Origin of the sequence: Bacteroides finegoldii DSM 17565, assembly GCF_000156195.1 — a bacterium.
Lineage (GTDB): Bacteria > Bacteroidota > Bacteroidia > Bacteroidales > Bacteroidaceae > Bacteroides > Bacteroides finegoldii.
On sequence record NZ_GG688317.1, the window covers coordinates 106,199 to 132,935 of the forward strand.

A 26,737-nucleotide genomic window follows, 5' to 3' on the forward strand; every position below is an offset into this window, starting at 1 on the left:
CGATCATGAGTTTGAAGAAATATATATTTGCCGGATTGATAGGCATCGTATCGTTGGGTTCCTGTACGTATCTTGACAAAGAACCGGATACGGAGATTGATATAGATATGGTCTTTGAAAATAAGACAAAGGTAGAATCTTGGCTGGCTAATGTATACAGCCGTATTCCTAATCCGGGAAATGACTGGTTGAATACATACGGATGGGAAGTATTTGCGGATGACCTGACTGCTTCCGCACGCTGGCAACAGTGGGACTGGCCTAATATCACTAAGATTCTTGGTGGATGGACGCCTAATACACAATGGGCGGGCAATTTCTGGGATGGTCTTCCTCAGAAAATACGCCAGGCTTACATATTTATTGAGCGGGTGCATGCATTGCCTGAGGCCGATCTGTCACAGAAAGAAGTGGATTATATGAAAGCGGAAGCGCGTTTCCTTGCAGCTTATTATTGGTGGCAATTGTTGGAGACTTATGGACCGATTCCTTTTAGACCCAATTACATTGCTCCTACTGACTTTACTCTTTCGGACTTAATGGTGGGACAGAGACCGTTTGACGAGATTGTCAGTCATTTGGATAATGAAATGCTGGAAGCGGCAAAGCAATTGCCGCCTGTATGGCAAAGTGTAGAGAAATATGGTCGTATCACTTCCGTTATGTGTCTGACTATTCGTGCAAAAATGTTATTGTTTGCAGCCAGTCCGCTTGTGAATGGTAATGAGTGGTACATCGGGCATAAGAATAAGGAGGGAGAAGAACTGTTTAATTCTACTTACAGTCAGGAAAAGTGGGTAAAGGCTGCTGAGGCTTGTAAACTTTTGCTTGATGAGGCAGACCAGGCTGGATACCGTTTGTATGTGGAATATAATGCAGAAGGAGAGATTGACCCTTTCACTTCGCTTGAAAATGTTTGGTTCACCAAGTTTCAGGATGGAAATAAGGAAATTCTGTTCCCTTACACAAAGCAGGATGCTTATCAAAGTTATCAGTTCTATACCAATAAGGCTGTGACTAAGGAGTATGGTGGTGGAAATGGTTTGGGAGTATATCAAGGGCTGGTAGATGCTTTCTTTATGAAGAACGGGCTTCCGATAACGGATGACAATGCAGAATATGTGGAAGGAGGTTTCTCTACAGAAAAAGAAATAAGAGTCACTGAGTGGACAGGTGGAACAGGACAAAAGGGAGAAGTGACTGCAGAAGGGACTTATAATATGTATTGCAACCGCGAACCGCGTTTCTATACAACGGTGAGTTATAATGGTTCTTGGTATGCCTTAGCCGGACGTAAATATGAGTTCTTTAAGAACCAGAAAGATAACGACTACACACACGATGCTCCTCAAAATGGTTATTTGGTTCGTAAAAAAGTATATCCTCAGGATAATCCGAAGAATGGCAGTTATAAATGGCGGCAAATGTTCTTGTACCGTTTATCAGCTTCTTTCCTTGATTATGCCGAAGCAATCAATGAGGCTTATGATAATAAGGTATCCCGTGAGGAAGCGTTGAAATATGTAAATAAGGTGCGTGAACGTGCAGGTGTGCGGCAGTATACATTGAATACTGTTTCATTGGATGACCCTAAATATATTCATGTAGATGACAATCAACTGGCAGTACGTGAGGTAGTTCGTATGGAACGGCGTGTTGAACTTTGTTGCGAAGGCTCACGCTGGTCGGATATCCGCCGTTGGAGAATCATTGAGAGTCTTCCTGAAATGTGTGGAGATGACTATGGCATGAATTATGGTGGAACGAACAGTAATGAGTTCTATAAGAGAACTGTATTCCAAACGCGTGTATGGAAAAAGGCAATGTATTGGATGCCGGTATATTTCGAGGAGATAAATAAGAATCCTAACCTTGTTCAGGCTCCTTTCTGGAATTAATTAAATGAAAAGCATGATTATGAATAAGATAATGAAATTAATATGCTTGCTCTTTCTGGCATCGATAGTAGCGAGCTGTAATAAAGATCCGGAGTACTACACACTGGAAACGCCTGCAGACCAGATGCTATTAAGGACTTCTTCTGCTGACCTTACTTTGGAGAAAGAGAAGGAGAATGAGACTGCGATTACTTTTACGTGGAACGCTGCAGCACAGCGTGGCGGTGCTGACGCCAATATTGCTTACTTCTTTAGAATGTATATGGCGGACTTACACTCTAATGTCACTAGCTTATATGAAATTGAAGCCGGAGAACGCTCTATCAGCTTCACGCATAATGAACTGAATGATATTTTGGCTTCTTGGAGCATACTTCCCGGAGATAAAGTTACTATCGAGGCAGAGGTAATCGCTCAAGTGAATTCGTCTGCTCAGTATTTGAAACCGGAATTGTCGAAAACACAATTCGATGTGGTCGGGTATGATAAGAATGCTACTGCGATTTATATGGTGATGATAACGGAAGATGGTGAAAGGTCTATGCGAAGAATGACGGAAAAAGTTGTCGGTTCGGGAATCTACCAGTCACAGGCAGAATTGAAACCATGCAAGTACTTCTTTGCGCTCAGTGCAGAATCGGATTATCCATGTTACATGAAAGGCGAAAATGGAGATAACTCTTTGCAGTATGTAACGGAAGAAGGTGATTATGAGATGTTGGAGAATACAAAGAGCGGTACATATACAATGGTGGTTGATCTGAACGTATTTGATGTTAACATAGTCAGTTTGTATCCTTTGCCGAAGGATGGTATTTGGATTGTCGGTAATTCCTGCGAGGTAGGTTGGGATTTGGGAGTTGCTAAAGAGAAAGGAGCTCTGCAAAGTAAGGACCCGCGCCATCCTGAGCTTTGGACCTATACAGGTAATTTCTATTATAATGGTGGTAGCAATGAATTCAAACTTTCAGTGGACCTTGACTGGGGTGGTAGATTTTTCTTTGCTCCTCATGCGGCAGCTAATCCGGCAGCAGAGCATGAACTTGGGGAAGCGAGATACCAGGACAATGGTGGCGACTTGAAATGGAGCGTTGCGTCAGATGGTAAATACACCTTGACAGTGGACCTTAACCAAATGAGGATATATCTGAATCCTGCCGAGTAATCTTCGTAATGAGTTTATTAAAATATGAAAATCATGAAAAAACTGTTTATTATAATCTGTTTGCTTGCCAATATAGTTGTATTGGGAGCATGCGGTGACGTAGAAGGTGCGGGCGAATCACAACCCCGTGTACCGAGAGTGGAAGTGGAATCTGAAAATTACTATGTACAAATTGTACAAGAGAATATAAATGGGGTTGCTTTTGTATATCGTTGGTTGGATATGGAAACAGCATCGAAATATGTTATAACTTTGGCGTGGGAAAAAGATGCAGAAACGACTAAAACTCTGGATATAGAGGATAAGAGTATACTGACCTACAACGGAGTGCGTGAGTTGCTTTTTACCAACCGGCAAATAATGGAATACATGAGAACCTTTGGATTGGATGAAAAGGAAGCTCAATTGAGCATTACATTGGAAGCGTTCCAGGCAGATGGTACGCCAATTACTTCCGAAGCAGCTAAGGCATCAAAGACCTCTGAAATCGATATTATATTGGGTCCCGGTGTGGAGTTAAATCCGGATTTGGAATAGAATAGTAACAATTAACAAGAAAAACTCAAAACTTATGTATATGCAAAATATAATCGCGCTTGGAATGATTTCCCTATTCACTTGGGGGTGCGGTAATAGTGACAAGCAGAAAGGTGAAACGGTGCAAACACCGTTGGAAGACAAAGTGTGGTATTCAAATCCGGTTATAGACTCCGATAATCCGGACCCGACAGTGATAAAGGCAGAGGATGGATATTTCTATCTGTACGCTACGGGAGGTAATACATGGATACATAAGTCTAAGGATCTGGTACATTGGACTTATGTGAGTGGTGCCTATGAGGAAGATAAAAAACCGTCATGGGAGCCGGATGCTGGTATCTGGGCACCGGATATTAATTATATCGATGGTAAATATGTAATGTACTACTCTTTGTCCAAATGGGGCGGTGGAGAAACTTGTGGTATTGGAGTTTCCGTTTCGGATAGACCGGAAGGGCCGTTTACTGACCAAGGTAAGTTATTCCGGAGCAATGAGATTGGCGTGCACAACAGTATCGACCCTTTCTATATCGAGGATAACGGCAAGAAGTACCTGTTTTGGGGAAGCTGGTATGGTATTTGGGGAGTTGAGTTGAGCGAGGATGGCCTTTCGTTGAAAGGTGGAATAGAGAATGCGAAAGCAACAAAAATCCAAGTTGCTGCCAACACCGGAAACACGAATGCTTACGAAGGGTCCTATATATTGAAAAGAGGCGATTATTATTATCTGTTCTGTTCTACCGGTACCTGCTGTGAAGGTGCGAATAGTACCTATCAGACGGTGGTATGCCGTTCTACGAATCTTTTCGGTCCTTATGTAAATAAGGCGGGCGAAAAGATGAACGATAACAAACATGAGGTGTTGATACATAAGAATGATGCATTCCTGGGTACAGGGCACAATGCTGAAATAGTACAAGATGATGAAGGTAAAGACTGGATAATCTATCACGCTTACCGCACTGCCGATCCGTCTTTGGGTCGCGTAGTCTTGCTTGATAGAGTGTATTGGGATGACAACGGATGGCCTTATCTCGTAGGAGATGGTCCGGTTGTGAAGGCGGAAGCACCTGCTTTCAAGGATAATAAGTAATTGGTATGGGATAATTGCAGCTATATAGCTGCAATTATCCTAATTTTGCTCTCGGATTTTAATTTTATAGATTTTAAAAATGTTATGAAAAAAAAAATACTGCTAATTTTGCTTTGCATTTTACAAAGTGTTCTATTTGCACTGCAAGCACAAAACACACAACGGAATATCGCATATACGGATGATAACGTGAGATTCACAGTCATCTCCGACGGGGCTCTCCGCTTGGAATATGCTCTGGATGGGAAATTTGTAGACGACAGATCGCACATGGCTATCAATCGCCTGTATCCTCAAGTAGATTACAAACTGAAAACAAGAGGAGGATGGGTTGAAATAACGACTTCTAAGATGAAGATGCGTTATAAGAAAAACAGCGGACAGTTTACGGATAAGAACTTAATTATCACCGCAGCTAAAGAAATGCTGCCTTTTTCCTGGAAACCCGGTATGCAACAGAAGGGTAACTTGAAAGGTACTTATCGTACATTGGATGGTATGGATGGTGATACGCAGACACAGACTTGGGTGGCTGATACAAAGAAGGGTGAAAAACTGAAACTGGAAGATGGTCTGCTGGCTACGGACGGCTGGACTTTCATCGATGATTCGCAAGGACTTCTGTTTGATAATGATAAGGATTGGGATTGGGTGAAAGAGCGTCCGGCTAATGGCGGGCAGGACTGGTACTTCATGGCTTATGGACATGATTATAAAGCAGCTCTGAAAGATTATACTCTTTTTGCCGGAAAAGTGCCGTTGCCACCCCGCTATGCGTTCGGTTACTGGTGGTCGCGCTATTGGCTGTACTCTGATAAGGAATTCCGTAATTTGATTGATAATTTCCATACGTATCAGATTCCTTTGGATGTATTGGTAGTAGATATGGACTGGCATTATACGGAACAAGGAAAAGGCGGTTGGACTGGTTGGACCTGGAACAGGGACCTGTTTCCGAATCCGAAAGGATTCCTCGGATACCTCAAACAAAATGACGTGAAAATAACCCTCAACCTGCACCCTGCGGATGGAGTGGCTTCTTATGAAGAAAAATATCCTGAACTGGCAAAGGATATGGGAGTTGATCCTCAGTCCAAACAAACGATTCCATGGATAAACTCAGATAAGAAGTTTATCAAGAATATGTTCAAGAATGTATTGACTCCGATGGAGAAAGACGGGGTTGATTTCTGGTGGCTGGATTGGCAACAAGGGATCTATGACCCGAAAATGAAGAATTTGAGTAATACCTGGTGGATTAATTATGCTTTTTTCAGTAATATGGAAAAGAACCGGGATACGCGTCCTATGTTGTACCATCGTTGGGGAGGTTTGGGAAATCATCGCTATCAGGTCGGTTTTTCAGGTGATGCGGTTGTATCATGGAAATCATTGGATTTTCAGCCTTATTTCAATTCTACGGCTTCTAATGTATTGTATGGTTATTGGAGCCATGACTTGGGCGGACATATCGGCGAAAGTATCGATCCGGAAATGTACACTCGCTGGTTGCAATTTGGAGCTCTAAGTCCGATTATGCGTACGCACTCGCAAAAGAGTGCCGGTTTGAATAAAGAACCGTGGGTGTTTAACAAAGAGTATTGTGATATTCTTCGTAAGACAATCCGGCAGCGTTATGAGATGGCTCCGTATATTTACACGATGGCCCGTAAAGGGTATGATGAAGGGTTGTCACTTTGCCGTCCGATGTATTATGACTATCCGGAAAGTAAAGAGGCTTATGAATTCCGCAGTGAATATATGTTTGGAGATGATATTTTGGTTGCTCCCGCTACGGCTCCGGCAAAGGATGGTTATGTACAGGTGCGTGCGTGGTTGCCCGAAGGTGAGTGGTATGAACTGCATACCGGTACTTTACTGAAAGGCGGTCAGATTGTAGAGCGTCCTTTTGCTATCGACGAATATCCGATTTATGTAAAGGCAGGCGCTGTATTGCCAATGTATACAAGCAAAGTAATGAACTTGAATGGCAATGACGAAGAAGTTGTAATTACCGTATTCCCCGGTGGAAATGGGGCGTCTTCCTTTAGTTTCTACGAGGATAATGGAAACGATAAGAATTATGCGTCAGAATATGCTGTGACTAAACTGACGGCTTCCCGCCGGGGACAGGAACAAACAATTGTTATTGGTAGGCGTGAAGGACAATATAAAAATATGCCTGTTTTCCGTTCATTTAAAGTGAAGGTGCTCTCATCGCTTGTCCCGCAATCTGTTACTGTGAACGGACAACCTGCAAAATACGAATACTTAGGTGAAGAGTTTGCTCTTTCTGTCGATTTGCCGATTTTGTCTTGCGACCAGGAAAAGGTCATTAAGATAGTTTATCCTGCGGAAACGGCTGATATGAACGGTTTATTGGGAGCATCGAGACGAGTTGCCAAATCTATGGAGCAGTTGAAATATCGTGATTCATATATTTGCTTTAAAGAAGAATTTGGTAAGATGGGAAGTTTAAGTGAAGCAGTTACTTATGCTCCGGACAAGATTTCTTCTTTAGTTTCCGATTTCTGGAAAAGTTATAATGATTTTCCGGAAGTTCTGAAACGCCAAGGTTTGAATGACGATAATAAGGCGTGGTTCTTGCAGTCTATTTGCTGGAAATAAGAGTGTAGATGGACGGAATGATGAAGAGGAAACCCTTTTCGGACACTTTCCTCTTTTGTTTTTCAGGCTGAAACCTGTTAGGGACTTGACAAATGCATTTTAATGTTGTATCTTTGTAGCTCAAGGAAATGGATTTCTGCCTGATAATAACTGAAAAATTAGATAAAAATGAATATAGAAGTAGTATAATATAGTGACAATTGTTCTCTCTCTTCTTGGACTATACCAAGAAATAGAATATCTGATATAGGCTAAGGCTGCGAATTCCACAAAATTCGCAGCCTTTTTTGTTGTAAAAAATAGACGATAAAAGTCGAATTCGCAATTTGAGATTTTATAATAAACTTGGATACCGTTTATAATAAACTGCTCAAAAGTTTATTATAAATGTATCATACGTTTATGTACTAAGCTGTAATGATATTTGATGGAACGTTTTCCTTTGTGTGGTATCTTTCGGAATTGAGGTAATTATAGTATACAAATAGTGTAGTCTCTTACTTTTACAAGATGGAGCGGAAGGCGACTCTCTATCCCGCCCAGTTCTCTCTATCCAGATTCCGATAACTGATGGCTTCTGCCAAATGAGCGGAAAGAATCTGTTCACTTCCTTCCAGATCGGCAATGGTACGCGCTACTTTCAATATACGGTCGTATGCGCGTGCGGAAAGATTGAGGCGTTCCATTGCATTTCGCAGCAGGGAAAGTCCTTTGTCATCCGGTCGCGCATAAATGGATAATAGCTTGCTGCTCATCTGTGCATTGCAGTAGATTCCCGGATACTCAGCATAGCGTTTTTCTTGTATCTGACGAGCTCTGATTACACGTTCACGAATGGCGGCACTGGACTCTCCTCTTCGTTGGTCGGAGATTTTGTCAAAAGGGACTGGGATGATTTCAATCTGAATATCAATCCTGTCGAGCAAAGGACCGGAAATCTTATTCAGGTATTTCTGCACCTGTCCGGGACTGCATACACACGCTTTGGTCGGGTGATTGTAATAACCACATGGGCAAGGGTTCATGGAGGCTACCAATGTGAAGCTGGCAGGATAATCTATACTGCTTTTTACGCGGGAAATGGTGATGCGCCTATCTTCTAACGGTTGTCGTAGTACTTCGAGTACGTTTCTGCTGAATTCGGGCAGTTCGTCAAGAAATAAAATCCCGTTGTGCGCTAGGCTTATTTCTCCGGGCTGGGGAAAACTCCCTCCTCCTACCATGGCAGTTTGTGAAATAGTGTGGTGTGGGTCTCGGAAAGGGCGTTGGGTTATTAGTGAGGAATTTCGGTTTAGCTTTCCGGCTACGGAGTGTATTTTGGTTGTTTCGAGGCTTTCTCCTAAAGAGAGGGGAGGAAGAATCGAAGGTAATCTTTTTGCCATCATTGACTTCCCGCTTCCGGGCGCACCTATCATAATCAGGTTGTGACCGCCGGCTGCCGCTACTTCCAATGCCCTTTTTACATTCTCCTGCCCTTTTACATCGGCGAAATCAAATTCAAAGTTACTTTGTTGGGCGTAGAACTCTTCTCGAGTATTGACTATGGTTGGTTCTAATTCTCGCTCATTATTGAAGAATTCGATGACTTCTTTAATATTGCTGACGCCATAAACTTTCAGTTGATTGACTACGGCAGCTTCCCGTGCATTCTGCTGTGGGATAATCAATCCGTCAAATCCGTCTTCTCTTGCTTTGATGGCAATAGGGAGCGCTCCTTTGATGGGCTGTATGCTTCCATCAAGACTCAGTTCTCCCATTAGCAAGTAGCGAGAGAATTTCTCGGAAGATATAGTTCCGTTGGCTCCCAGAAGGCCGATGGCAAGGGGTAAATCGTAGGCTGAACCTTCTTTGCGAATATCTGCCGGTGCCATGTTGACTATCAGGTTACTGGTCGGTATCTTATAACCGTTAACTTGAAGAGCGGAGATTATGCGTTGATGGCTTTCTTTGACCGCAGAATCCGGAAGGCCGACCAGATAGAACATACAGCCACGTGAGCTGTTTACTTCGATTGTGATGAGTGTTGCACCAATTCCTTGAACAGCCGCTCCGAATACTTTGATTAACACGTTTGGTTACTGATTATTTTTTCTTTTTGTTGTCTTTTTTATCTTTCTCTTCTGCTGCGGAAACGACTTCTTCGATTTTCTTCTTCAAATCTTCTCCACTGAGATTTTTAGCCAGGATTTTTCCGTCTGCCGACAGAAGAATGTTTGCGGGAATTTGCTTGATGGTATATTGTTTGGCAATCTCTGAATTAAGTCCGCTGAAATCACAGACTTGCTCCCAATCCAACGTGTCACGTTTTATTGCGTCTTTCCATTCTTTCTTGTCCACGTCGAAAGAGATACCGAGCATACCTATATATTTACTCTTTTTGTACTTCTTATAAAGTTCCTTTAGTTCATTGTTGTTGCGACGGTTGGAAATACTATCTCCCCAAGAAGCCCAGAAGTTGATTAAAAGGTTTTTCTTTTTGAAGTCTTCTGATGTGCGGGTAATTTTTTCTCCTTTGGTATTAGGCAAACTAAAGAAGGGGGCATATTTCCCTATTTCGGTTTTTTCGGCTTGGGATATGGTTTCGTTCAACTTCTCAATATATAATTTATCTTGCAATATTCCTGTCATGACTTCAATTAGTTTTTTTATCTTATTGAAGTCCGGAGATTCTTTTTGGACAAAATATTTATCTAGTAGATAGAGGCTTACGAAAGATGAATGATGTTGCTGTATGAATTCTTCTGCTTTTTGTTCTAAATCCTTTTCGGACGGGCTGTTTAAGCCGTTCAGTTCTTTTTGGAAGGCTGTAAACTCTTCATTGTATATATTGCCGTCGATGGTTAGGACTTTCAAATTGCCGGTATCTCCCTTTATTTTGATTTTATTCCCTTTATCAAGGAAAATAGGGTATTCTATCTGATTTTTAATGAGCAGAAAAGCGGAGGTAATAGTGTCTATTGGGGTTGAATAAGAGAACTTGTCGTCTTTGGTGAAAATAGTATCTATTTGGTCGTGCAATTCGTCCATACCGTATAGATAAAGTGTATCTGTTCCCAATCCTTCGATTTCTCCGGTTATGTTTACTTCCTTAGAAGACTTGCTGCAACCGAATAGACAGATGGCTATGAGGATTAAAATGCTACTCTTTTTCATTGCTTTTATTTCTTTTCTGCGAAAGTACGGTTTTTTGCAGATAAAAAAAAGAATTGCCCGTCATTTGTAATGACAGGCAATTCTTAATATTTAAAATAGAGTGGTAATTCTATTATTTAACGATGTTCATGAAATCTGCATTTGTGAAGTATTTTGCAAATTCCAAGTCTGTAGCTGCTTTCTTAGCCAATGAAGAATCTTTAGCAACTGCGCTTTTCAAGCTGCTTGTTACCATAGAAGAATTATTAGTTCTAGCGCCTAAAACAGCCATCAAGTAGTCTGTGTAAGCATCCGGTCTTTCTACGTTAGCCAAAGTATTTTTAGCTTTGTTGTAGTCTTTTGCCAAGATCTGAGCCAATGCGGCACTATTAGTCTTAGAGTCACCGAATGAGTTTACAGCTCTTTCATATTGACCTTGAGCGATGTACAGGTTACCCATAGATTCGCCAAGTTCTTTAGTACCGGCAGCTTTACCGAAGTAAGCTTCTGCAGCTGCTTTGTCACCCTTCATCAAAGAAACCAAACCTAAGTTCATGTTTACTTCAGGAGAAGCGTTTACGTTGGCTGCTTTCTTGAAATAAGATTCAGCTTTATCGATGTTGCCAGCTTGATAAGCTAATTTACCCAAGTTATTGTAAGCACGGTAATCGTTCGGGAATTGTTTTGTAGCTTGAGTATAGATAGCTTCTTGTTTAGCAGGATCGTTAGTCAGTGTAGCTGCGTACAGCAATTCTTCGATATTCAATTCAGAAGGATTGGAAGAAGCCAGCTTAGCGATTTCTTCGTCAGACTTACCGATGATTTCGTAGTTCAAAGTCAAACGAGAACGACGTAACTGAGGCAGGATTTCGTCAGCCAAAGTTTTGTAAACAGAAGAAATGTTTTTGATTTCTTGTTCTCTTTGTGCAGGATCTTGATACATAGACAATACGCGGAGGATCAACTCTTTGTCTTGAATGTTAGACTTAGAAACCAGTTCTTGGAAACCTTCCCAGTCCTGTGCAGTATATTTTGCATCGATCGGAGCATCGATTTTTGCTTTCTTCAGGTCTTTGTTCAACATCTTAGTAGTGTTGTTCTCACGGTTTTCAGCCAGTGTAGTATTCAAGCTTACACCACCATCTGGAGAAGCGTATGCAGATACTTCGATGTTGCTGATCTTCTTGTTAGCTGCTTCGTTTACGTTAGCAACTTCTTTGTTGAATTCTTTAGCAGTCTTCAACTCGCTTGAACGGATGTTAGCTTGTTGGATCAAGAACATGATGTTAGCATCGTGCTTTTCTTTGATGATACGTTGGAAAGCGTCTTCGCCCAATGCAGGATTAGCATTACCTAAAGTATTGTTAACTAATTCTGAAGTAGAAATTACACCATCAGCTATTTTCACAGCAGGAATAGTAACTTCTTTTTTACCGATAGTAGCTTTGAATTCGAGGTATAACTCGGACTTAGCCATTTCCGGAACATAGTCAAAAGAGGTTTTCATTGTGTAGCTACCACCCATCTTATAAGAGATAGATTGGTTGTTACCTTCCACCTTTTCACCTTGGAAAGTAGCCGGTTGGCCTTTAGCTTCACCGCCATTCCATTTCAATACCGGAGTAACTTCTACAACCGCTTTCTTGTTGAAATACTTTTCAGGGAATTTACCATTGATGGTAGCAGGAACTTTACCACTTACTGCTTCCAGCACTTGCGGAGTAACAGTGAAGTAATCAGCTGACAGCGGACCCATTTTTTTGCTGCAAGAAGAGAATAATGCAACAACCATTGCCATGAGTAAAGGCAAGTACAACTTCTTAGTCATTTTAGGTATAAATTAAATGTTTGTAATTGAAATATCGTCTATTCACAAATCTTCTTCTACTTTACGTAGAAAAAGTAACGCAAAGATATTAATTCTTAATATAAATATATGGATAAGGGGGCGATTTTATCATAATTTAATGAAATAATGACTCTTTTTCTTTCCGATACTTAATATTTCGGGGATGATGTTCAATAATCTCACTGCGAAGCACATTGCGGTCGATGTGGGTGTAGATTTCAGTTGTTGCGATTGATTCATGTCCGAGCATACATTGGATTGCCCGTAAATTGGCGCCGCCTTCTAGTAAATGAGTCGCAAAAGAATGGCGGAAGGTGTGCGGGCTGATGTTTTTGGTAATACTTGCTTGCTGTGCTAGTTCTTTTATCATGTGGAAAATCATAATTCGCGAGAGTCTTTTACCTCTTCGTAGGCTGATAAAAACAAAATCTTCATGTCCGCTCTTGACTTCTATCTGATTCCGGTCTGTAAAATAGAGCTTTATCTCATTAATGGCTCTGGGGGAAATCGGAATAAGACGTTGTTTGTTTCCTTTTCCTTCTACCTTGATGAACCCTTCATCAAAATAAAGGTCGGATAGTTTAAGATTGACAAGTTCCGAAACGCGGAGCCCGCAGCTATATAGGGTTTCCAGAATAGCTCTGTTCCGCTGTCCTTCGGCTTTGCTGCGGTCTACAGTGGCAATGATCCGGTCAATTTCCTCTACTGTCAGTACTTCCGGGAGTTTGAGGCCTATATTAGGGCTTTCCAACAGCTCGCTGGGATCTGCTTCCAGATAGTCTGCCATGATCAGAAAGCGGAAAAATGATTTGATACCCGACAGAATGCGTGCTTGTGAGCGTGGATGAATGCCGATGTCGTGCAGGCCTGCCGCAAAACGTTGGAGGTCAGCCAGACATACATCCAAGATATTAATCCCTTCTAAGGTCAGGAAACTTAATAGCTTGTCCAAATCTGTAAGATAAGCTTCCAGTGTGTTAGGAGATAAGGACTTTTCCAATTTAAGATACTGCTGATACTTTCTGATAATCAGTGCTTGTTGTTCCTTCTTCTGTTTTTTTTCGTTGATTTCCATTTCTTTTCTCTATCTTTGCACCTTGAAATATTGTTCTTTGGATACAAAGGTATAAAAAAACAGGATTGTGCGATGAAGATACAAATTATTAATGGCCCGAATATTAATCTGTTGGGTAAGCGTGAACCTTCTATTTATGGAAGCGTTACATTTGAAGATTATCTTGCTGAGCTTCGCAAAAGATATGCTGACTTGGAGATCGACTATTTTCAATCGAACATTGAGGGAGAAATGATAGACTGCATCCAGCAGGTCGGATTTGACGTGGATGGTATTATATTGAATGCCGGTGCATATACGCATACTTCTATTGCTTTGCAGGATGCAATTCGTTCTGTGACATCTCCCGTGATTGAAGTGCATATTTCTAATGTGCATAGCCGTGAGGAATTCCGGCATGTATCTATGATTGCTTGTGCCTGTAGAGGGGTTATTTGTGGTTTCGGATTGAACTCGTATCGTTTGGCTTTGGAGGCATTATTAGAGAATAAATAAAGATTATAATATATAAATAGGTAGAAAGACTATGTTATTGAAACAGACTAAAATTGTAGCTTCCATTTCGGATAGACGTTGTGATGTGGATTTTATCAAACAATTATTTGATGCCGGAATGAATGTGGTGCGTATGAATACTGCGCATGCCAGCCGTGAAGGTTTTGAAGCTTTGATTGCAAATGTGCGTGCGGTGTCCAACCGTATTGCGATTCTGATGGATACTAAAGGACCGGAGGTTCGCACGACTGCTAATGCGGAACCGATTCCATATAAGATAGGGGAGAAAGTGAAAATAGTTGGTAATCCGGAACTTGAAACGACCCGCGAATGTATTGCTGTCTCTTATCCCAATTTTGTGCATGACTTGAATATCGGTGGTACCATTCTGATTGATGATGGTGACCTGGAATTGGAGGTTATTGATAAGACTGCCGATTATCTGCTTTGTGAGGTGAAAAATGAAGCTACTTTAGGAAGTCGCAAGAGTGTGAATGTACCGGGTGTCCGTATCAATCTTCCTTCTTTGACGGAGAAAGACCGCAACAATATTCTTTATGCTATTGAAAAAGATATCGATTTTATAGCCCACTCTTTTGTGCGTAACCGTCAGGATGTGCTTGATATTCGTGAAATTCTGGATGCTCACAATAGCGATATCAGAATTATCGCTAAGATAGAAAATCAGGAGGGAGTGGATAATATCGACGAAATTCTGGAAGTGGCTGACGGCGTTATGGTTGCTCGTGGTGACTTAGGTATAGAAGTGCCTCAGGAACGTATTCCGGGTATTCAGCGTGTGTTGATTCGTAAATGTATTTTGGCTAAGAAACCGGTAATTGTTGCGACTCAGATGCTTCATACGATGATCAATAATCCTCGTCCGACTCGTGCGGAGGTTACGGATATTGCCAATGCTATCTATTATCGTACGGATGCTTTGATGTTGAGTGGGGAGACTGCTTATGGCAAGTATCCGGTAGAAGCTGTGAAAACGATGGCTAAGATTGCAGCTCAGGCTGAGAAGGATAAGTTGGAGGAAAACGATATTCGCATTCCTTTGGATGAAAATAGTAATGATGTTACGGCATTTCTTGCTAAACAAGCTGTTAAGGCTACATCTAAACTGAAAATACGTGCTATCATTACGGACAGTTACAGTGGACGTACTGCTCGTAATTTGGCTGCCTTCCGTGGTAAATATCCGGTATTGGCTATATGTTATAAGGAAAAGACCATGCGTCATCTGGCTCTTTCTTATGGAGTAGAGGCGATCTATATGCCGGAATTGGCAAATGGGCAGGAATACTATTTCGCTGCTTTACGCCGTCTGTTGAAGGAAGGTCGCTTGCAACCTTCCGACATGGTAGGATATTTGAGTAGTGGTAAAGAAGGTACGCAGACTTCATTCCTCGAAATCAATGTGGTGGAAGATGCTTTGAAGCATGCGGAAGAGACTGTTTTGCCGAATAATAACCGCTATTTGTAAAAAGCTATATGCAAGAGACTGAATCTATAGACGAATATATTTTGCAGCATATTGATCCCGAGAATGACTATCTGAAAGCACTCTATCGGGATACGCACGTAAAATTACTCCGTCCCCGTATGGCTTCCGGGCATTTGCAAGGGCGGATGTTGAAAATGTTTGTGGAAATGATTCGGCCTCGCCAGATATTGGAAATTGGAACGTATAGCGGGTATTCCGCCCTTTGCTTGGCTGAAGGGCTTCAGAAGGGCGGAATGTTACATACGTTTGAGATAAATGATGAGCAAGAAGATTTTACTCGTCCGTGGCTTGAGGAATCACCGTTTGCGGATAAAATCCGTTTTTATATAGGTGATGCGTTGAGCCTGGTTCCCGATTTGGGGATTATTTTTGATATGGCTTTTATAGATGGAGATAAACGCAAGTATATTGAATATTACGAAATGACGCTGGCGCATCTCTCACAAGGAGGATATATCATTGCCGATAATACATTGTGGGATGGTCATGTGTTGGAACAGCCTCGTAGTGCTGATACTCAGACGATCGGGATTAAGGCATTCAATGATTTCGTAGCAAAAGATGAGCGGGTGGAGAAAGTGATATTGCCCTTACGTGATGGGTTAACGATTATAAGAAAGAAATAAAGGAGTAGATTTATGGAAACAACTAGACAGAATAAGATATCTCGACTGTTGCAAAAAGAGCTTAGTGAGATATTTCTGCTTCAGACAAAAGCAATGCCGGGTGTTTTGGTATCTGTAAGTGCTGTTCGTATCAGCCCGGATATGAGTATAGCCCGTGTTTATCTTAGTGTCTTTCCGTCCGAGAAGGCAGAAGAAATAGTGAAGAATGTCAATGATAATATGAAGACCATTCGCTATGAGCTTGGAACCCGTGTACGCCATCAGTTACGTATTATCCCGGAGCTGAAGTTTTTTGTGGATGATTCATTGGATTATATTGAGAAGATTGATTCTTTGCTGAAATGAAATAATTTGTTGCAGAGTTGAATTTTCCTTTTTATATAGCCCGGCGTTATCTTTTTTCGAAGAAGAAACATAATGCCATTAATATCATATCCGGCATTTCTGTGTGCGGAGTAGCTCTTGCTACGCTTGCATTGGTCTGCACGCTTTCTGTTTTTAATGGATTTCAGGATATGGTAGCCAGCTTTTTTACAGCATTCGACCCGCAATTAAAAATTACTGTTCGTGAGGGGAAAGTCTTTGATGGTCAGGACAAACGGATTGGCGTAGTTTGCCTGCTTCCTGAAGTAGATGTATTTACAGAAACTCTCGAAGAGAATGCGATGGTACAATATAAAGACCGTCAAGCTATGGTTGTTCTAAAGGGGGTAGAGGATAATTTTGAAGAATTGACAGCCATTGATAGTATTCTCTATGGAGCCGGTGATTTTCTTCTTCATGATTCTATTGTGAATTACGGTGTGATGGGGGGAGAGTTGGTGGCAACCTTGGGTACGGGACTTCAATTTGTTGATCCTCTTCAAGTGTATTTACCCAAACGGAATGCTAAAGTAAATATGGCAAATCCGGGTGCTTCCTTTAATCGTGATTATCTTTATTCTCCCGGAGTTGTCTTCGTTGTCAATCAGCAGGAATATGACGGAAAGTATATTCTTACCTCTCTTGATTTTCTTCGTCAACTGCTGGATTATACAACAGAGGTTTCCGCTATAGAATTGAAATTGAAGCCTGGTGCAAATGTTTCATCTGTACAAGCCAAAATTGAGAAAATACTAGGTAATGATTTTATCGTTCAGAACCGCTATCAGCAGCAAGCGGATGTTTTCCGTATCATGGAGATCGAGAAATTGATCTCTTATTTATTCCTTACTTTTATCTTGATGATTGCTTGCTTCAATGTAATCGGTTCTCTTTCTATGTTGATTTTGGACAAGAAGGATGATGTTGTAACATTACGTAGCTTAGGAGCGGATGATAAACTGATCTCCCGTATCTTTTTATTCGAAGGTCGTCTTATTTCTCTTTTCGGTGCCGTTTCCGGGATTGTTTTAGGGTTGCTTTTGTGTTTCATCCAACAGGAATTCGGAATTATCTCATTAGGTGGTGGCGGTGGTACTTTTGTTGTGGATGCCTATCCTGTGAGTGTTCACGCTTGGGATGTGCTACTTATCTTTGTGACGGTTCTAACGGTCGGCTTTCTTTCTGTATGGTATCCGGTGCGATATTTGAGTAAAAGACTTTTGTAATATTTATTGTATATACTTTTCTATAATTGATAACTTTTAATTCGGTTTTTATTTTTATATTTCCTAATATACTACTATATTTGGCACAATTTTGTTAATTAGAAGTAATCTGTAAAACACTTCCGTGAAACTTGAAAGTAATGACATAGACAGAATTGTAAACAGTGATGAAGCGGCTTTTTGCCGTTTTATGGAATATTATTCCTCACGTTTATATCACTATGTTTATGCTTTGATTGGCCAAAAGGAGCCATCTGAAGAGGTTGTAAGTGATGTTTTCTTTGAAGTTTGGAAAAATAGAAGAACTTTGGCTGGCATAGAAAATATGAATGCTTGGATACAAACAATAACCTATCGGAAGGCTCTTTCTTATCTGAGAAAAGAGAAGGGAAAGGCAGATTTATTGCTTGATGATATAGGAGATTTTATATTTGCCCCAATCCAATCACCGGATGAGGCTATGATTAGCAGAGAAGAAATGGAGAAAATAAACAATGCTATTCAACAGTTACCACCGAAATGTAAACATGTTTTTTTCTTGGCGAAAATAGAAGGCCTACCTTATAAAGATATTGCGGCATTATTAGATATATCCGTGAAGACTATAAATAATCATATAGCTTTTGCATTGGAAGAAATTGCTAAGAAACTAAATATTCGCTTTTGAGAATAATATTTTTATTCTTGCCTTATTTATTTGATTATCAATAGCCTATTCGTGAAAAAATCTGTCTTATATATTTTTTTATATGAAATGAGAAAAAAGTTCATTTTTAACTAGGAGATTCTTTTTTTAATTGCGTCTTTAATTATAGAACAACATTAAAAAAGATTATGAACTTGAAAGAATACTTTCGCCTTGCAAATTTATTTGGTAAGTTGAATTCTCAGGAAAAACTTGAGGATGATTTTACCACTATGCCTGAAGGTGAGACGCTGAGGTTCTTTTGGGAAAGCTGCGAACAAGAGAAAATTGATGCTTCTTCCATTATAGAGAGAACTCGTATGAAGATACAAAAAAGCGAAAAGAAGCGCAAACGGAACTATTTGTTGATAACTTCCGCTTCTATTGCTGCTTCTATTCTGATTTGTATGTCAACTATTTATTTTATGAATCTAGAAACTGTTGTCGATTTAGACTTACAAGCTATTGCAGAAGGTCTAGATAGCCAGACTGTTGATGAAGTAACTCTGATAACTGCTAAAGAACAATTGAACTTAGATGAAGATGCCTTTATTAAGTATTCAAAGGAAGGAAAAGTTGCGGTTAATTCTCAGGTTATTAAAGAAGAAAAGGTAAAAGATGAACAAGAATATAATCAGTTGATTGTTCCCTCAGGTAAGAGGGCTAGAATAGAGCTGTCAGATGGGACTCGTCTAGTGGTAAACTCCCAGTCTAAAGTTGTTTATCCTCGTCGTTTTAAAGGTGACATTCGTAAGATATATACTCAAGGGGAAGTTTTTCTAGAGGTTGCTCATGATAAGAAACATCCTTTTATTGTTGAATCTGAGGATTTTAAATTACGGGTACTTGGTACAAAGTTTAATATTTCCAATTATCGGGGAAGTGCGACCAATATTGTATTGGTAGAAGGATCAGTAGAAGTAACTGATAAGAATGAGAAGAAGGCACAATTGGCTCCACATGATTTATTGAATATAGCAGATGGTTCAATTGTCTGTCAGAAGCAAGTGGATGTAGCTGAATATATTAGTTGGATAGATGGAATTATGCTGTTGAATGGCAATACTTTATCGCAGATTATTCAGAAGCTAAGCATTTATTATGGTGTATCCATACAGTGTGATCCATTGGTAGGTAGTGAGAAGGTCTATGGAAAACTAGATTTGAAAGATGATATAGATGAGGTGATTGAATGTATTCAGCAAACATTGCCATTTACGATAGAAAAAAGAGATACTAGTATATACTTGAATAAATAATAACTTTTTAATTAATCTTTTAAATATGCTTGCCTATGAAGAACAGATTATCATCATGACACAAAAAATCGGATAAATATTGCCGTATTTACCCGATAGTAATTCCTTAGTTAAATCAATAAATCCAAAATTGTTAACCTAAAAAGAAATTTTTATGGTAAAGAAAAGTATTTTTTTACACTTAAAAAAAAGACTTAAGCTTTTTTGTATTATAAACGTCTTTTTTATGATTCCTAGTTCTTCGTTCGGTACTAATTCTATCCGATGGAATTCCGAAGAAGATTTGTTCTCGGTACAATATGAGAATACCACAGTTAAAGATATCTTAGATTATATCGAAAAACATAGTAAGTACATTTTTATTTATTCAGCGAATGTTCAAAAAAAATCTGAATAATAAAGTCTCCATTTCAGTTTCCAATAAGAAAATAGATGCTGTGTTGAAAGAATTGTTTTCAGAGACAGGGCTGAATTATAAGATGTTGGGAAGGCAAATTACGATTTCGGTCCCAGAAGCTCCTAAAGTACAACAAACTACACAACAAAAGGGTATTAAGGTAACAGGTAACGTTTCAGATGAAAAAGGAGAGCCGCTAATTGGTGTAACAATCATTTTGAAGAATGATTCTACAGTGCATTCATTAACGGATATGAATGGTAATTATAGCATTATGGTTCCTACGAGAAAGTCAGTACTTTCTTTCCGTTATATTGGCTTTGTGCCTAAAGAGGAAATTGTTGATAACCGAAAGGTTGTTAATGTACAAATGGTAGAGGATGTAGGCCAATTGGATGAGGTGGTGGTAGTAGCTTATGGTGCACAAAAGAAAGAATCTGTAGTAGGGTCTATTACCACAATTGAACCGGCAAAATTGAAAGTGTCTACTAGTCGTTCATTGAGTAATAATTTGGCTGGTACAGTTGCCGGTGTATTAGCTGTTCAACGTTCTGGTGAGCCGGGATATGATAACTCTTCTTTCTGGATTCGTGGTATTAGTACATTTCAGGATGCCGGACAAAACCCATTGGTTTTGATTGATGGTATAGAACGTGATTTGAATAATATTGATCCTGAAGAAATAGAATCTTTTTCTGTGTTGAAAGATGCTGCTGCAAGTGCTGTTTATGGAGTACGGGGAGCTAATGGCGTTATTTTAATTAATACGAAACGTGGACAAGTTGGTAAACCTCGTGTGACTGTAAAGGCTGAATTTGCCGCTACACAACCGGTTAAACTTCCCGAGTATTTGGGTGCGGCGGATTATATGCAGGTTTTAGATGATATCTTGATTGATACAGGGCAACAACCTAAATATACGGATCGCATTGCAAAAACCCGTTCAGGTTATGATCCGGATTTATATCCAGACGTGAATTGGATGGATGCAATTACAAATGATTATGCTTCGAATCAGCGTGTAACAGTCGATATATCCGGTGGCACAGAGACATTACGTTATTCTTTTGTTGCTGCTGCGTATAATGAACGTGGTATTTTGAAACGTGATAAAAGCTATGATTGGGATCCTACTATTAAATTGCAACGTTATAATGTGCGTTCGAATGTGGATCTGAAATTAAGTCCAACTACGCAATTGCGTTTTAATATTGGTGGATATTTGCAAGATAGAAATTCTACAACGAAAGATATATCTCAAATTTTTCAGAAAGCGTTTGTTGCTGTTCCGCATGCTTTCCCTGCACAGTATTCTAGTGGACAGATTCCGACAACAGAAGAACCAAATGTTTGGGCATGGGCTACTCAAAGTGGATATAAAAGAAAAAGCGACAGTAAGATCGAAACATTGTTTTCGGTAGAACAAGATTTGAAATTTTTGCTTCCTGGATTGAAACTAAAAGGAACATTCTCATTTGATAGGTTTTCTTCGGGTACAGTTTCTCGTGGGAAGACACCGGATTATTATGTACCTGCAACTGGACGTGATGATGAAGGTAATTTGATTATAGCATCAAAATCCAATGGCACAAATTTCTTGGACTATTCAAAAAGTGGTGACTATGGGAACAAGAGTGTATATATGGAAGCTACTCTATCTTACGATCGCACATTCGCTGATAAACATGCTGTTGCTGCAATGTTGTTGTTTAATCGTCGTAATTATGATGATGGAAGTAAGTTGCCATATCGTAATCAGGGATTGGCTGGACGTGCATCTTATACCTATGCAGGTAAATATGTAGGTGAATTTAATTTTGGTTATAATGGTTCTGAAAATTTTGCTAGAGGTAAGCGCTATGGCTTTTTTCCTTCAGGAGCCATTGGTTGGATTGTATCGGAAGAGGCATTTATGCAACCATTGCGTAAAGTCATATCTAAATTGAAATTACGTGCATCCTATGGTCAGGTAGGTAATGCTAATTTAGGTGGACGCCGTTTTGCATACCTCTCTACAATTACCGATGACTATGAGACATTAAACATGTATAAATGGGGATTGGATAGCAGTTATGGCTTAACTGGTATGGCAGAAGGCGAGTTTGCAGTACAAGATTTGACATGGGAGATTGTTAATAAGATGAATTTGGGGGTTGAGCTAGGTTTCCTGAATGGTATGATTGATTTGCAATTAGACTATTTCGATGAACGCCGTAAAGATATATTTATGCCACGTGAGTCTGTTCCAATGACAGCTGGATTTATGAAGCAGCCTTGGAAGAATTTTGGAAAAGTGACTAATCAGGGTGTAGAAGTTTCTTTAAATGTTAATAAACAGTTTGGCAAGGATTTATTTGTCAGCTTAATGGGAACATTTACCTATGCTCATAATGAAATAACAGAAAAGGATGAACCTAGTGCAGTAGTTGGTACTAACCGTGCTGAAACAGGACATCCGGTAGGACAATTAACTGGCTATATAGCAGAAGGTTTGTTTACGGCAGACGACTTTGAAGACGTAAGTACAGGTAAACTGAAAGAAGGAATTCCGACTCAAAGTTTTGTAGGTAAATTACGTCCGGGGGATATCAGATACAGAGATGTCAATGGTGATGGTAAAGTAGATGTATTTGATAAATCTCCAATTGGAGGAACAAAAGATCCGGAGATAGTATATGGCTTTGGACTGAATATGAAATACAAGGATCTAGATTTTGGAGCTCTTTTTCAAGGAATAGGCCGTAGTTGGAATATATTAGGATCAAGCATTATTCCGGGTGCCAATAGAGGAGTGACAGGCAATATGTTTACTAATGCAAATGATCGTTGGACTGTAGACAATCCAAGTCAGGATGTATTTTATCCACGTTTGGATGATGGTATAAATAGTAATAATAACCAACCATCTACATGGTGGCTGCAGAATATGAGTTTTTTACGTTTAAAAAACATTGAACTTGGTTATTCTTTGCCAAAGAATTTGTGGAGAAATACTACAGTAATATCAGGCATTCGTTTTTTTGTGAGAGGAACAAATCTTTTAACATTTTCAAAATTTGATTTGTGGGATCCGGAAGTAGAAAATAATACGGGGGCTGCATATCCGATTATGAAATCGTTATCTGCAGGTTTTGAAATTAAATTCTAATAGTAGCGCATATGAAAAATAGCATATTAAAATTTATAGCATTAAGTATTATTACAATATTTGTCTTTTCTTCTTGTTCTGATTATTTGGATAAGCAACCTGACGATCAGTTGGACTTAGAATCAGTATTTGAGAATAAAAAGAATATGGAACGTTGGCTGGCATATATTTATCGCGGCCTACCAGAATATTATACCTATGATGGTCCAGATGCCATAGCTGATGAATTGATTCCTTCGGTTGGTTGGGAAGCACAAGGATTTAAAGCCATTCAGTATCAAAAAGGTAACTGGACGGCAGACAGTCCTGGAGTAATTACTTATTGGAATAATTATCCAAAATATATCCGCTCTGCTTATTTGTTTATTAAACATGCTCATCCACTAGAGGCTGTACCGGTTGAAGAAGTAGACTTTATGAAAGCAGAATGTCGTTTTTTTATAGCTTATTATAATTCAATGATGGCTATAGCTTATGGTGCAGTCCCTATTATTCGCGAGGCCAGTGAGAGTACTTCGGCTGATGACTTGATGTTGAAACAAGAGCCTTTTTATGATGTAATTGATTGGGCAGATCAGGAAATGTTAGAAGCTTCAAAACAATTACCTGCCACTCAAACTGAAGATAAGAAATATGGTCGTGTAACTTCTGTCGGATGCTTGGCAATGCGTGCGCGTATGTTATTATTTGCTGCCAGTGACTTGGTGAATGGTAATCCTGCATTGGCGAATATAAAAAACATTGATGGAACCCCTATCTTTAATTCTGTACATGATCCGGAACGATGGAAAAGGGCAGTAGATGCTTGTAAACTGGTTATCGATGAGGCGGAAGCCGCTGGCTATCATTTGCATTATGAATATTTGGATAATGGTGATATTGATCCTTTCCTTTCTTATCAGAATGCAGTGATGAAGAGATGGAACGAAGCCAACAGAGAGTTATTGTTTGTTCGTACAATGGATTCCGGTGGATGGTATGATAAGAACTGTATCCCACGAGGTTTGGGTATTAATGGAGTGGGAGCGATCGGAATAACCCAATCTTTGGTTGATGCTTTTTTTATGAGAAACGGGCAGAGACCTATTTTAGGTTATAATTCGGATGGCTCTCCTAAAATTAATCCAGATGCTGATTATTCAGAGACAGGCTTTAGTACACAAAAAGAAACCTATTCTACAAAATGGGAGTATGGGTCTTCCGAAGGAGACCGTAATAAAGATGAGAATGTAGTTGTAGATGCTAATACATATAAAATGTATTGTGGCCGGGAGCCTCGCTTTTATATTTCAGTATTGCATAATGAACAATGGCATATTGGAGGTAAGAGAAATACTGATTTTTATATGGATGGTAAAGACGGTGGCCCTTCTCATGATGCCCCATGGAGTGGCTATCTGGTACGTAAGAGAGTAGATCCATCTGCAAATCCCAAAGAAGGCAGTGGAGATTATAAAAATCGTCATGGTGCACTATGTCGTTTGGCAGAGATCTATTTAAGTTATGCTGAGGCGTTAAATGAATATAGCATTGAGAAGGGGACTTATACTGCTAATCAAAATGAGATTTTGAAATATGTCAATTTGATTCGTGAGCGTGCGGGTATTCCCGAATATAGTGTTTCAGCTGAAGAAGGCAAGATAACAGCCCCATCAGATCCTGTAGAAATGCGCGAGTTAATTCGTCAAGAAAGGCGTGTGGAATTGAATTGTGAATCTGGACTTCGTTTTAATGATCTGCGTCGCTGGAAATTAGCTGAGACAGTATTGGATGGTGATTTTTATGGAATGAATGCTTATATTAAAGTATCCGATGCGGACTATAGAAATAAATATTATACTCGTACAGTATATCAGACACGTAAATTTATAAGCTATTGGTGGCCTATTCCACAGGACGATATTGATAAGAATTGGAATTTGGTACAAACTCCTGACTGGACTGTCGGGAACCAATAAATAGTTATAATATTAATATATTGAATATAGATATGAAAAACGGATATATATTTAAGAAGAACCTTTTACGGTTCTTCTTCTTGACACTTGCTTCGTGTTTCATAGTAGCATGCAATGATGATGACGATGCTACTGATTCGCTCGACAATCGTACAAGTTTAGTTCTTACTCCTTCTGATTATGAAATAGAACTCAAGGAAGATACCCCGGATGAGGTTGCATTGACGTTAAACTGGACGGAAGCTGCCCCAATAGGCTCTGACTATTATATTTCCTATCTTTATAAAATGGATTTGGAAAATAATAATTTTGGAACGAATACAATGATAAGAGAATATATTGATGATGATTTTTCTAAAAGTTATACACACAAAGAATTGCAGAATTTATTGGTATCAAAGTGGAAACAACATCCTGGTGATTTAGTAAAGTTACAAGCCCGTATTATCGGTTCTGTAGAGGGCCCCAAGTTTGTAAAACCAGAAGTTTCTACAGTTACTATAAAAGTGAAAATGTATTCTGAAAAGACTTTTGTTGCAGATCATCTTTATATGTCAGGGACAGCCGTTAATGGTGAAGATATTGAAATCTTGCCAATGGAAAGTCAGCCAAAGCGTTATGTTTCCATTTGTGACTTGAAGGCTGGTAATCTTCACTTCCCGATTGTTTGGAAAGATGAAAATAAGATAAATGCCATTTCACCAGTTGCTGCAGAACAACAGATAACTGATGGAGCAATGGAAGCTAAAATTAAGGGGATAGATAATGCTGGATATTGGGTGATTCCTGAAGATGGGCAGTATCGTGTAGTGGTAGATTTTGAAACACGTACCGTTACTATAGGTTTGGCTAGTAATTTTATAGAAGCTGATAAAATCTATATTGCCGGAACTTGTGTTAGCGCAGATGTAGAGATGACTCGCACGATAGAAGATGAAAATCAATATGCGTTCCATGCAGAACTGCAACCAGGTACTATTTATTTCCCGATCTTGTTTAATGGACAGAAAGATATGGCTATTGCTCCGGAAGAATCAGGCGATTTTACAGATGGTACAGCAATGAATATCTCGACAATGAGTCCGGAAACAGCTGCGCTTGGTTATCATTGGAATATTAAGATTGCGGGTGTTTATCGTATTGTGATTAACATAAATACTAAAAAGGTTACGATTTACTCCCCCGAAACAGATCCTAAACCCATGGTTGTTTCGTGGACATGGAACAATAATACGGTGACTACCACTATTGAAAGAGTCTTTATTTGGGGACCATACGATGGATGGGCTAAAGATGGCACTGGTGATACAGGATTCACTATGGCTCATTCTATGACACCTAGTTTAGCAAATCCTTATTTGTTTATATACAAAGGAGCGGAGTTACCCAGAAAGAATTCCATTAAAGACAAAGATGGAAATGCACATCCGGGTGGATTGAACTTTAAAGTCGGACCACAAAGTGCAGGTTGCTATACCTTTGGTTCAACAGCAGAGGCCATCAGAGGATCTTATGATGGTTGCCTTGATATTGCAGAGAGTGACTACAATCAGAAACAGACTGTAGTCGGAGGGCAATCTCATAACCGCTATGCCTTCTTTAGTGTACCTGTAGGAGTTAATTACATAGAATTAGATATTAAAGAACTGACAGTATTCTTTGATAAGAGATAATCAAGCAGGATAAAATT

General features: G+C 39.7%; 18 protein-coding genes and 1 pseudogene. 15 read left to right on the forward strand and 4 right to left on the reverse strand.

What is annotated here, in order from left to right; genetic code table 11:
* Positions 1-5 precede the first annotated feature (5 nt).
* The 5 genes from BACFIN_RS18830 (at position 6) to BACFIN_RS18810 (ending at position 7,324) form a co-directional block, all read left to right on the forward strand.
* Complete coding sequence (locus BACFIN_RS18830) at positions 6-1,898, forward strand: RagB/SusD family nutrient uptake outer membrane protein (RefSeq protein ID WP_007747735.1); 1,893 nt, start codon at positions 6-8, stop codon at positions 1,896-1,898.
* A 19-nt stretch (positions 1,899-1,917) separates the two neighbouring features.
* Positions 1,918-3,063, forward strand: coding sequence for a SusE domain-containing protein (locus tag BACFIN_RS18825; RefSeq protein ID WP_032839075.1), 1,146 nt, complete (start codon positions 1,918-1,920; stop codon positions 3,061-3,063).
* Positions 3,064-3,087: 24 nt separating this feature from the next.
* Positions 3,088-3,600, forward strand: a complete 513-nt coding sequence (locus BACFIN_RS18820; protein ID WP_007747737.1) for a hypothetical protein — start codon at positions 3,088-3,090, stop codon at positions 3,598-3,600.
* Positions 3,601-3,634: 34 nt separating this feature from the next.
* Positions 3,635-4,696: a family 43 glycosylhydrolase gene (locus BACFIN_RS18815; protein WP_007747739.1), complete on the forward strand. Its 1,062-nt coding sequence runs from the start codon at positions 3,635-3,637 to the stop codon at positions 4,694-4,696.
* 84 nt (positions 4,697-4,780) lie between these two features.
* On the forward strand, positions 4,781-7,324 hold the full coding sequence (locus BACFIN_RS18810) for a glycoside hydrolase family 31 protein (RefSeq protein ID WP_032839076.1): 2,544 nt from the start codon (positions 4,781-4,783) through the stop codon (positions 7,322-7,324).
* A 530-nt stretch (positions 7,325-7,854) separates the two neighbouring features.
* Here the strand turns inward: BACFIN_RS18810 and BACFIN_RS18805 are convergent.
* The 4 genes from BACFIN_RS18805 to xerD form a co-directional block, all read right to left on the reverse strand.
* Positions 7,855-9,393: a YifB family Mg chelatase-like AAA ATPase gene (locus tag BACFIN_RS18805; RefSeq protein WP_007747744.1), complete on the reverse strand. Its 1,539-nt coding sequence runs from the start codon at positions 9,391-9,393 to the stop codon at positions 7,855-7,857.
* Positions 9,394-9,406: 13 nt separating this feature from the next.
* Positions 9,407-10,477: a thioredoxin-like domain-containing protein gene (locus tag BACFIN_RS18800; RefSeq protein WP_007747745.1), complete on the reverse strand. Its 1,071-nt coding sequence runs from the start codon at positions 10,475-10,477 to the stop codon at positions 9,407-9,409.
* A 112-nt stretch (positions 10,478-10,589) separates the two neighbouring features.
* Complete coding sequence (locus BACFIN_RS18795) at positions 10,590-12,284, reverse strand: tetratricopeptide repeat protein (RefSeq protein ID WP_007747747.1); 1,695 nt, start codon at positions 12,282-12,284, stop codon at positions 10,590-10,592.
* 136 nt (positions 12,285-12,420) lie between these two features.
* Positions 12,421-13,380, reverse strand: a complete 960-nt coding sequence (gene xerD / locus BACFIN_RS18790) for a site-specific tyrosine recombinase XerD (RefSeq protein ID WP_007747748.1) — start codon at positions 13,378-13,380, stop codon at positions 12,421-12,423.
* A 72-nt stretch (positions 13,381-13,452) separates the two neighbouring features.
* Here xerD and aroQ point away from each other — a divergent pair, with 72 nt between their 5' ends.
* From aroQ to BACFIN_RS18740, 10 genes and pseudogenes are all read left to right on the forward strand, one after another.
* The gene (aroQ, locus tag BACFIN_RS18785; RefSeq protein ID WP_022275603.1) at positions 13,453-13,875 is read left to right on the forward strand and encodes a type II 3-dehydroquinate dehydratase; all 423 of its coding nucleotides are present in this window, start codon (positions 13,453-13,455) and stop codon (positions 13,873-13,875) included.
* A gap of 31 nt (positions 13,876-13,906) precedes the next feature.
* Positions 13,907-15,364, forward strand: coding sequence for a pyruvate kinase (gene pyk / locus BACFIN_RS18780; protein ID WP_007747758.1), 1,458 nt, complete (start codon positions 13,907-13,909; stop codon positions 15,362-15,364).
* 8 nt (positions 15,365-15,372) lie between these two features.
* A complete protein-coding gene (locus BACFIN_RS18775; RefSeq protein ID WP_007747759.1) occupies positions 15,373-16,011 on the forward strand; it encodes an O-methyltransferase in 639 nt (212 codons plus the stop codon).
* A gap of 12 nt (positions 16,012-16,023) precedes the next feature.
* Complete coding sequence (gene rbfA / locus BACFIN_RS18770) at positions 16,024-16,356, forward strand: 30S ribosome-binding factor RbfA (RefSeq protein WP_007747761.1); 333 nt, start codon at positions 16,024-16,026, stop codon at positions 16,354-16,356.
* 17 nt (positions 16,357-16,373) lie between these two features.
* Positions 16,374-17,600: an FtsX-like permease family protein gene (locus BACFIN_RS18765; RefSeq protein ID WP_007747762.1), complete on the forward strand. Its 1,227-nt coding sequence runs from the start codon at positions 16,374-16,376 to the stop codon at positions 17,598-17,600.
* Between the two features lie 124 nt (positions 17,601-17,724).
* Positions 17,725-18,267: an RNA polymerase sigma factor gene (locus BACFIN_RS18760; RefSeq protein ID WP_007747763.1), complete on the forward strand. Its 543-nt coding sequence runs from the start codon at positions 17,725-17,727 to the stop codon at positions 18,265-18,267.
* Positions 18,268-18,434: 167 nt separating this feature from the next.
* Positions 18,435-19,544 (forward strand): FecR family protein, encoded by a 1,110-nt coding sequence (locus tag BACFIN_RS18755; RefSeq protein ID WP_007747764.1) that lies wholly within the window; start codon positions 18,435-18,437, stop codon positions 19,542-19,544.
* 154 nt (positions 19,545-19,698) lie between these two features.
* Positions 19,699-23,089, forward strand: a pseudogene (locus BACFIN_RS18750) (TonB-dependent receptor).
* 11 nt (positions 23,090-23,100) lie between these two features.
* Positions 23,101-25,047, forward strand: a complete 1,947-nt coding sequence (locus BACFIN_RS18745; RefSeq protein WP_007747767.1) for a RagB/SusD family nutrient uptake outer membrane protein — start codon at positions 23,101-23,103, stop codon at positions 25,045-25,047.
* A 32-nt stretch (positions 25,048-25,079) separates the two neighbouring features.
* Complete coding sequence (locus BACFIN_RS18740) at positions 25,080-26,720, forward strand: SusE domain-containing protein (protein WP_007747769.1); 1,641 nt, start codon at positions 25,080-25,082, stop codon at positions 26,718-26,720.
* Positions 26,721-26,737 lie beyond the last annotated feature (17 nt).

Coding starts and splice junctions, on each gene's coding strand:
- BACFIN_RS18745 (WP_007747767.1), top strand. CDS start 23,101: ATGAAAAATAGCATATTAAAATTTATAGCATTAAGTATTATTACAATA.
- BACFIN_RS18755 (WP_007747764.1), top strand. CDS start 18,435: ATGAACTTGAAAGAATACTTTCGCCTTGCAAATTTATTTGGTAAGTTG.
- BACFIN_RS18825 (WP_032839075.1), top strand. CDS start 1,918: ATGAATAAGATAATGAAATTAATATGCTTGCTCTTTCTGGCATCGATA.
- BACFIN_RS18820 (WP_007747737.1), top strand. CDS start 3,088: ATGAAAATCATGAAAAAACTGTTTATTATAATCTGTTTGCTTGCCAAT.
- aroQ (WP_022275603.1), top strand. CDS start 13,453: ATGAAGATACAAATTATTAATGGCCCGAATATTAATCTGTTGGGTAAG.
- BACFIN_RS18810 (WP_032839076.1), top strand. CDS start 4,781: ATGAAAAAAAAAATACTGCTAATTTTGCTTTGCATTTTACAAAGTGTT.
- BACFIN_RS18740 (WP_007747769.1), top strand. CDS start 25,080: ATGAAAAACGGATATATATTTAAGAAGAACCTTTTACGGTTCTTCTTC.
- xerD (WP_007747748.1), bottom strand. CDS start 13,380: ATGGAAATCAACGAAAAAAAACAGAAGAAGGAACAACAAGCACTGATT.
- pyk (WP_007747758.1), top strand. CDS start 13,907: ATGTTATTGAAACAGACTAAAATTGTAGCTTCCATTTCGGATAGACGT.
- rbfA (WP_007747761.1), top strand. CDS start 16,024: ATGGAAACAACTAGACAGAATAAGATATCTCGACTGTTGCAAAAAGAG.
- BACFIN_RS18815 (WP_007747739.1), top strand. CDS start 3,635: ATGTATATGCAAAATATAATCGCGCTTGGAATGATTTCCCTATTCACT.
- BACFIN_RS18775 (WP_007747759.1), top strand. CDS start 15,373: ATGCAAGAGACTGAATCTATAGACGAATATATTTTGCAGCATATTGAT.
- BACFIN_RS18830 (WP_007747735.1), top strand. CDS start 6: ATGAGTTTGAAGAAATATATATTTGCCGGATTGATAGGCATCGTATCG.
- BACFIN_RS18800 (WP_007747745.1), bottom strand. CDS start 10,477: ATGAAAAAGAGTAGCATTTTAATCCTCATAGCCATCTGTCTATTCGGT.
- BACFIN_RS18795 (WP_007747747.1), bottom strand. CDS start 12,284: ATGACTAAGAAGTTGTACTTGCCTTTACTCATGGCAATGGTTGTTGCA.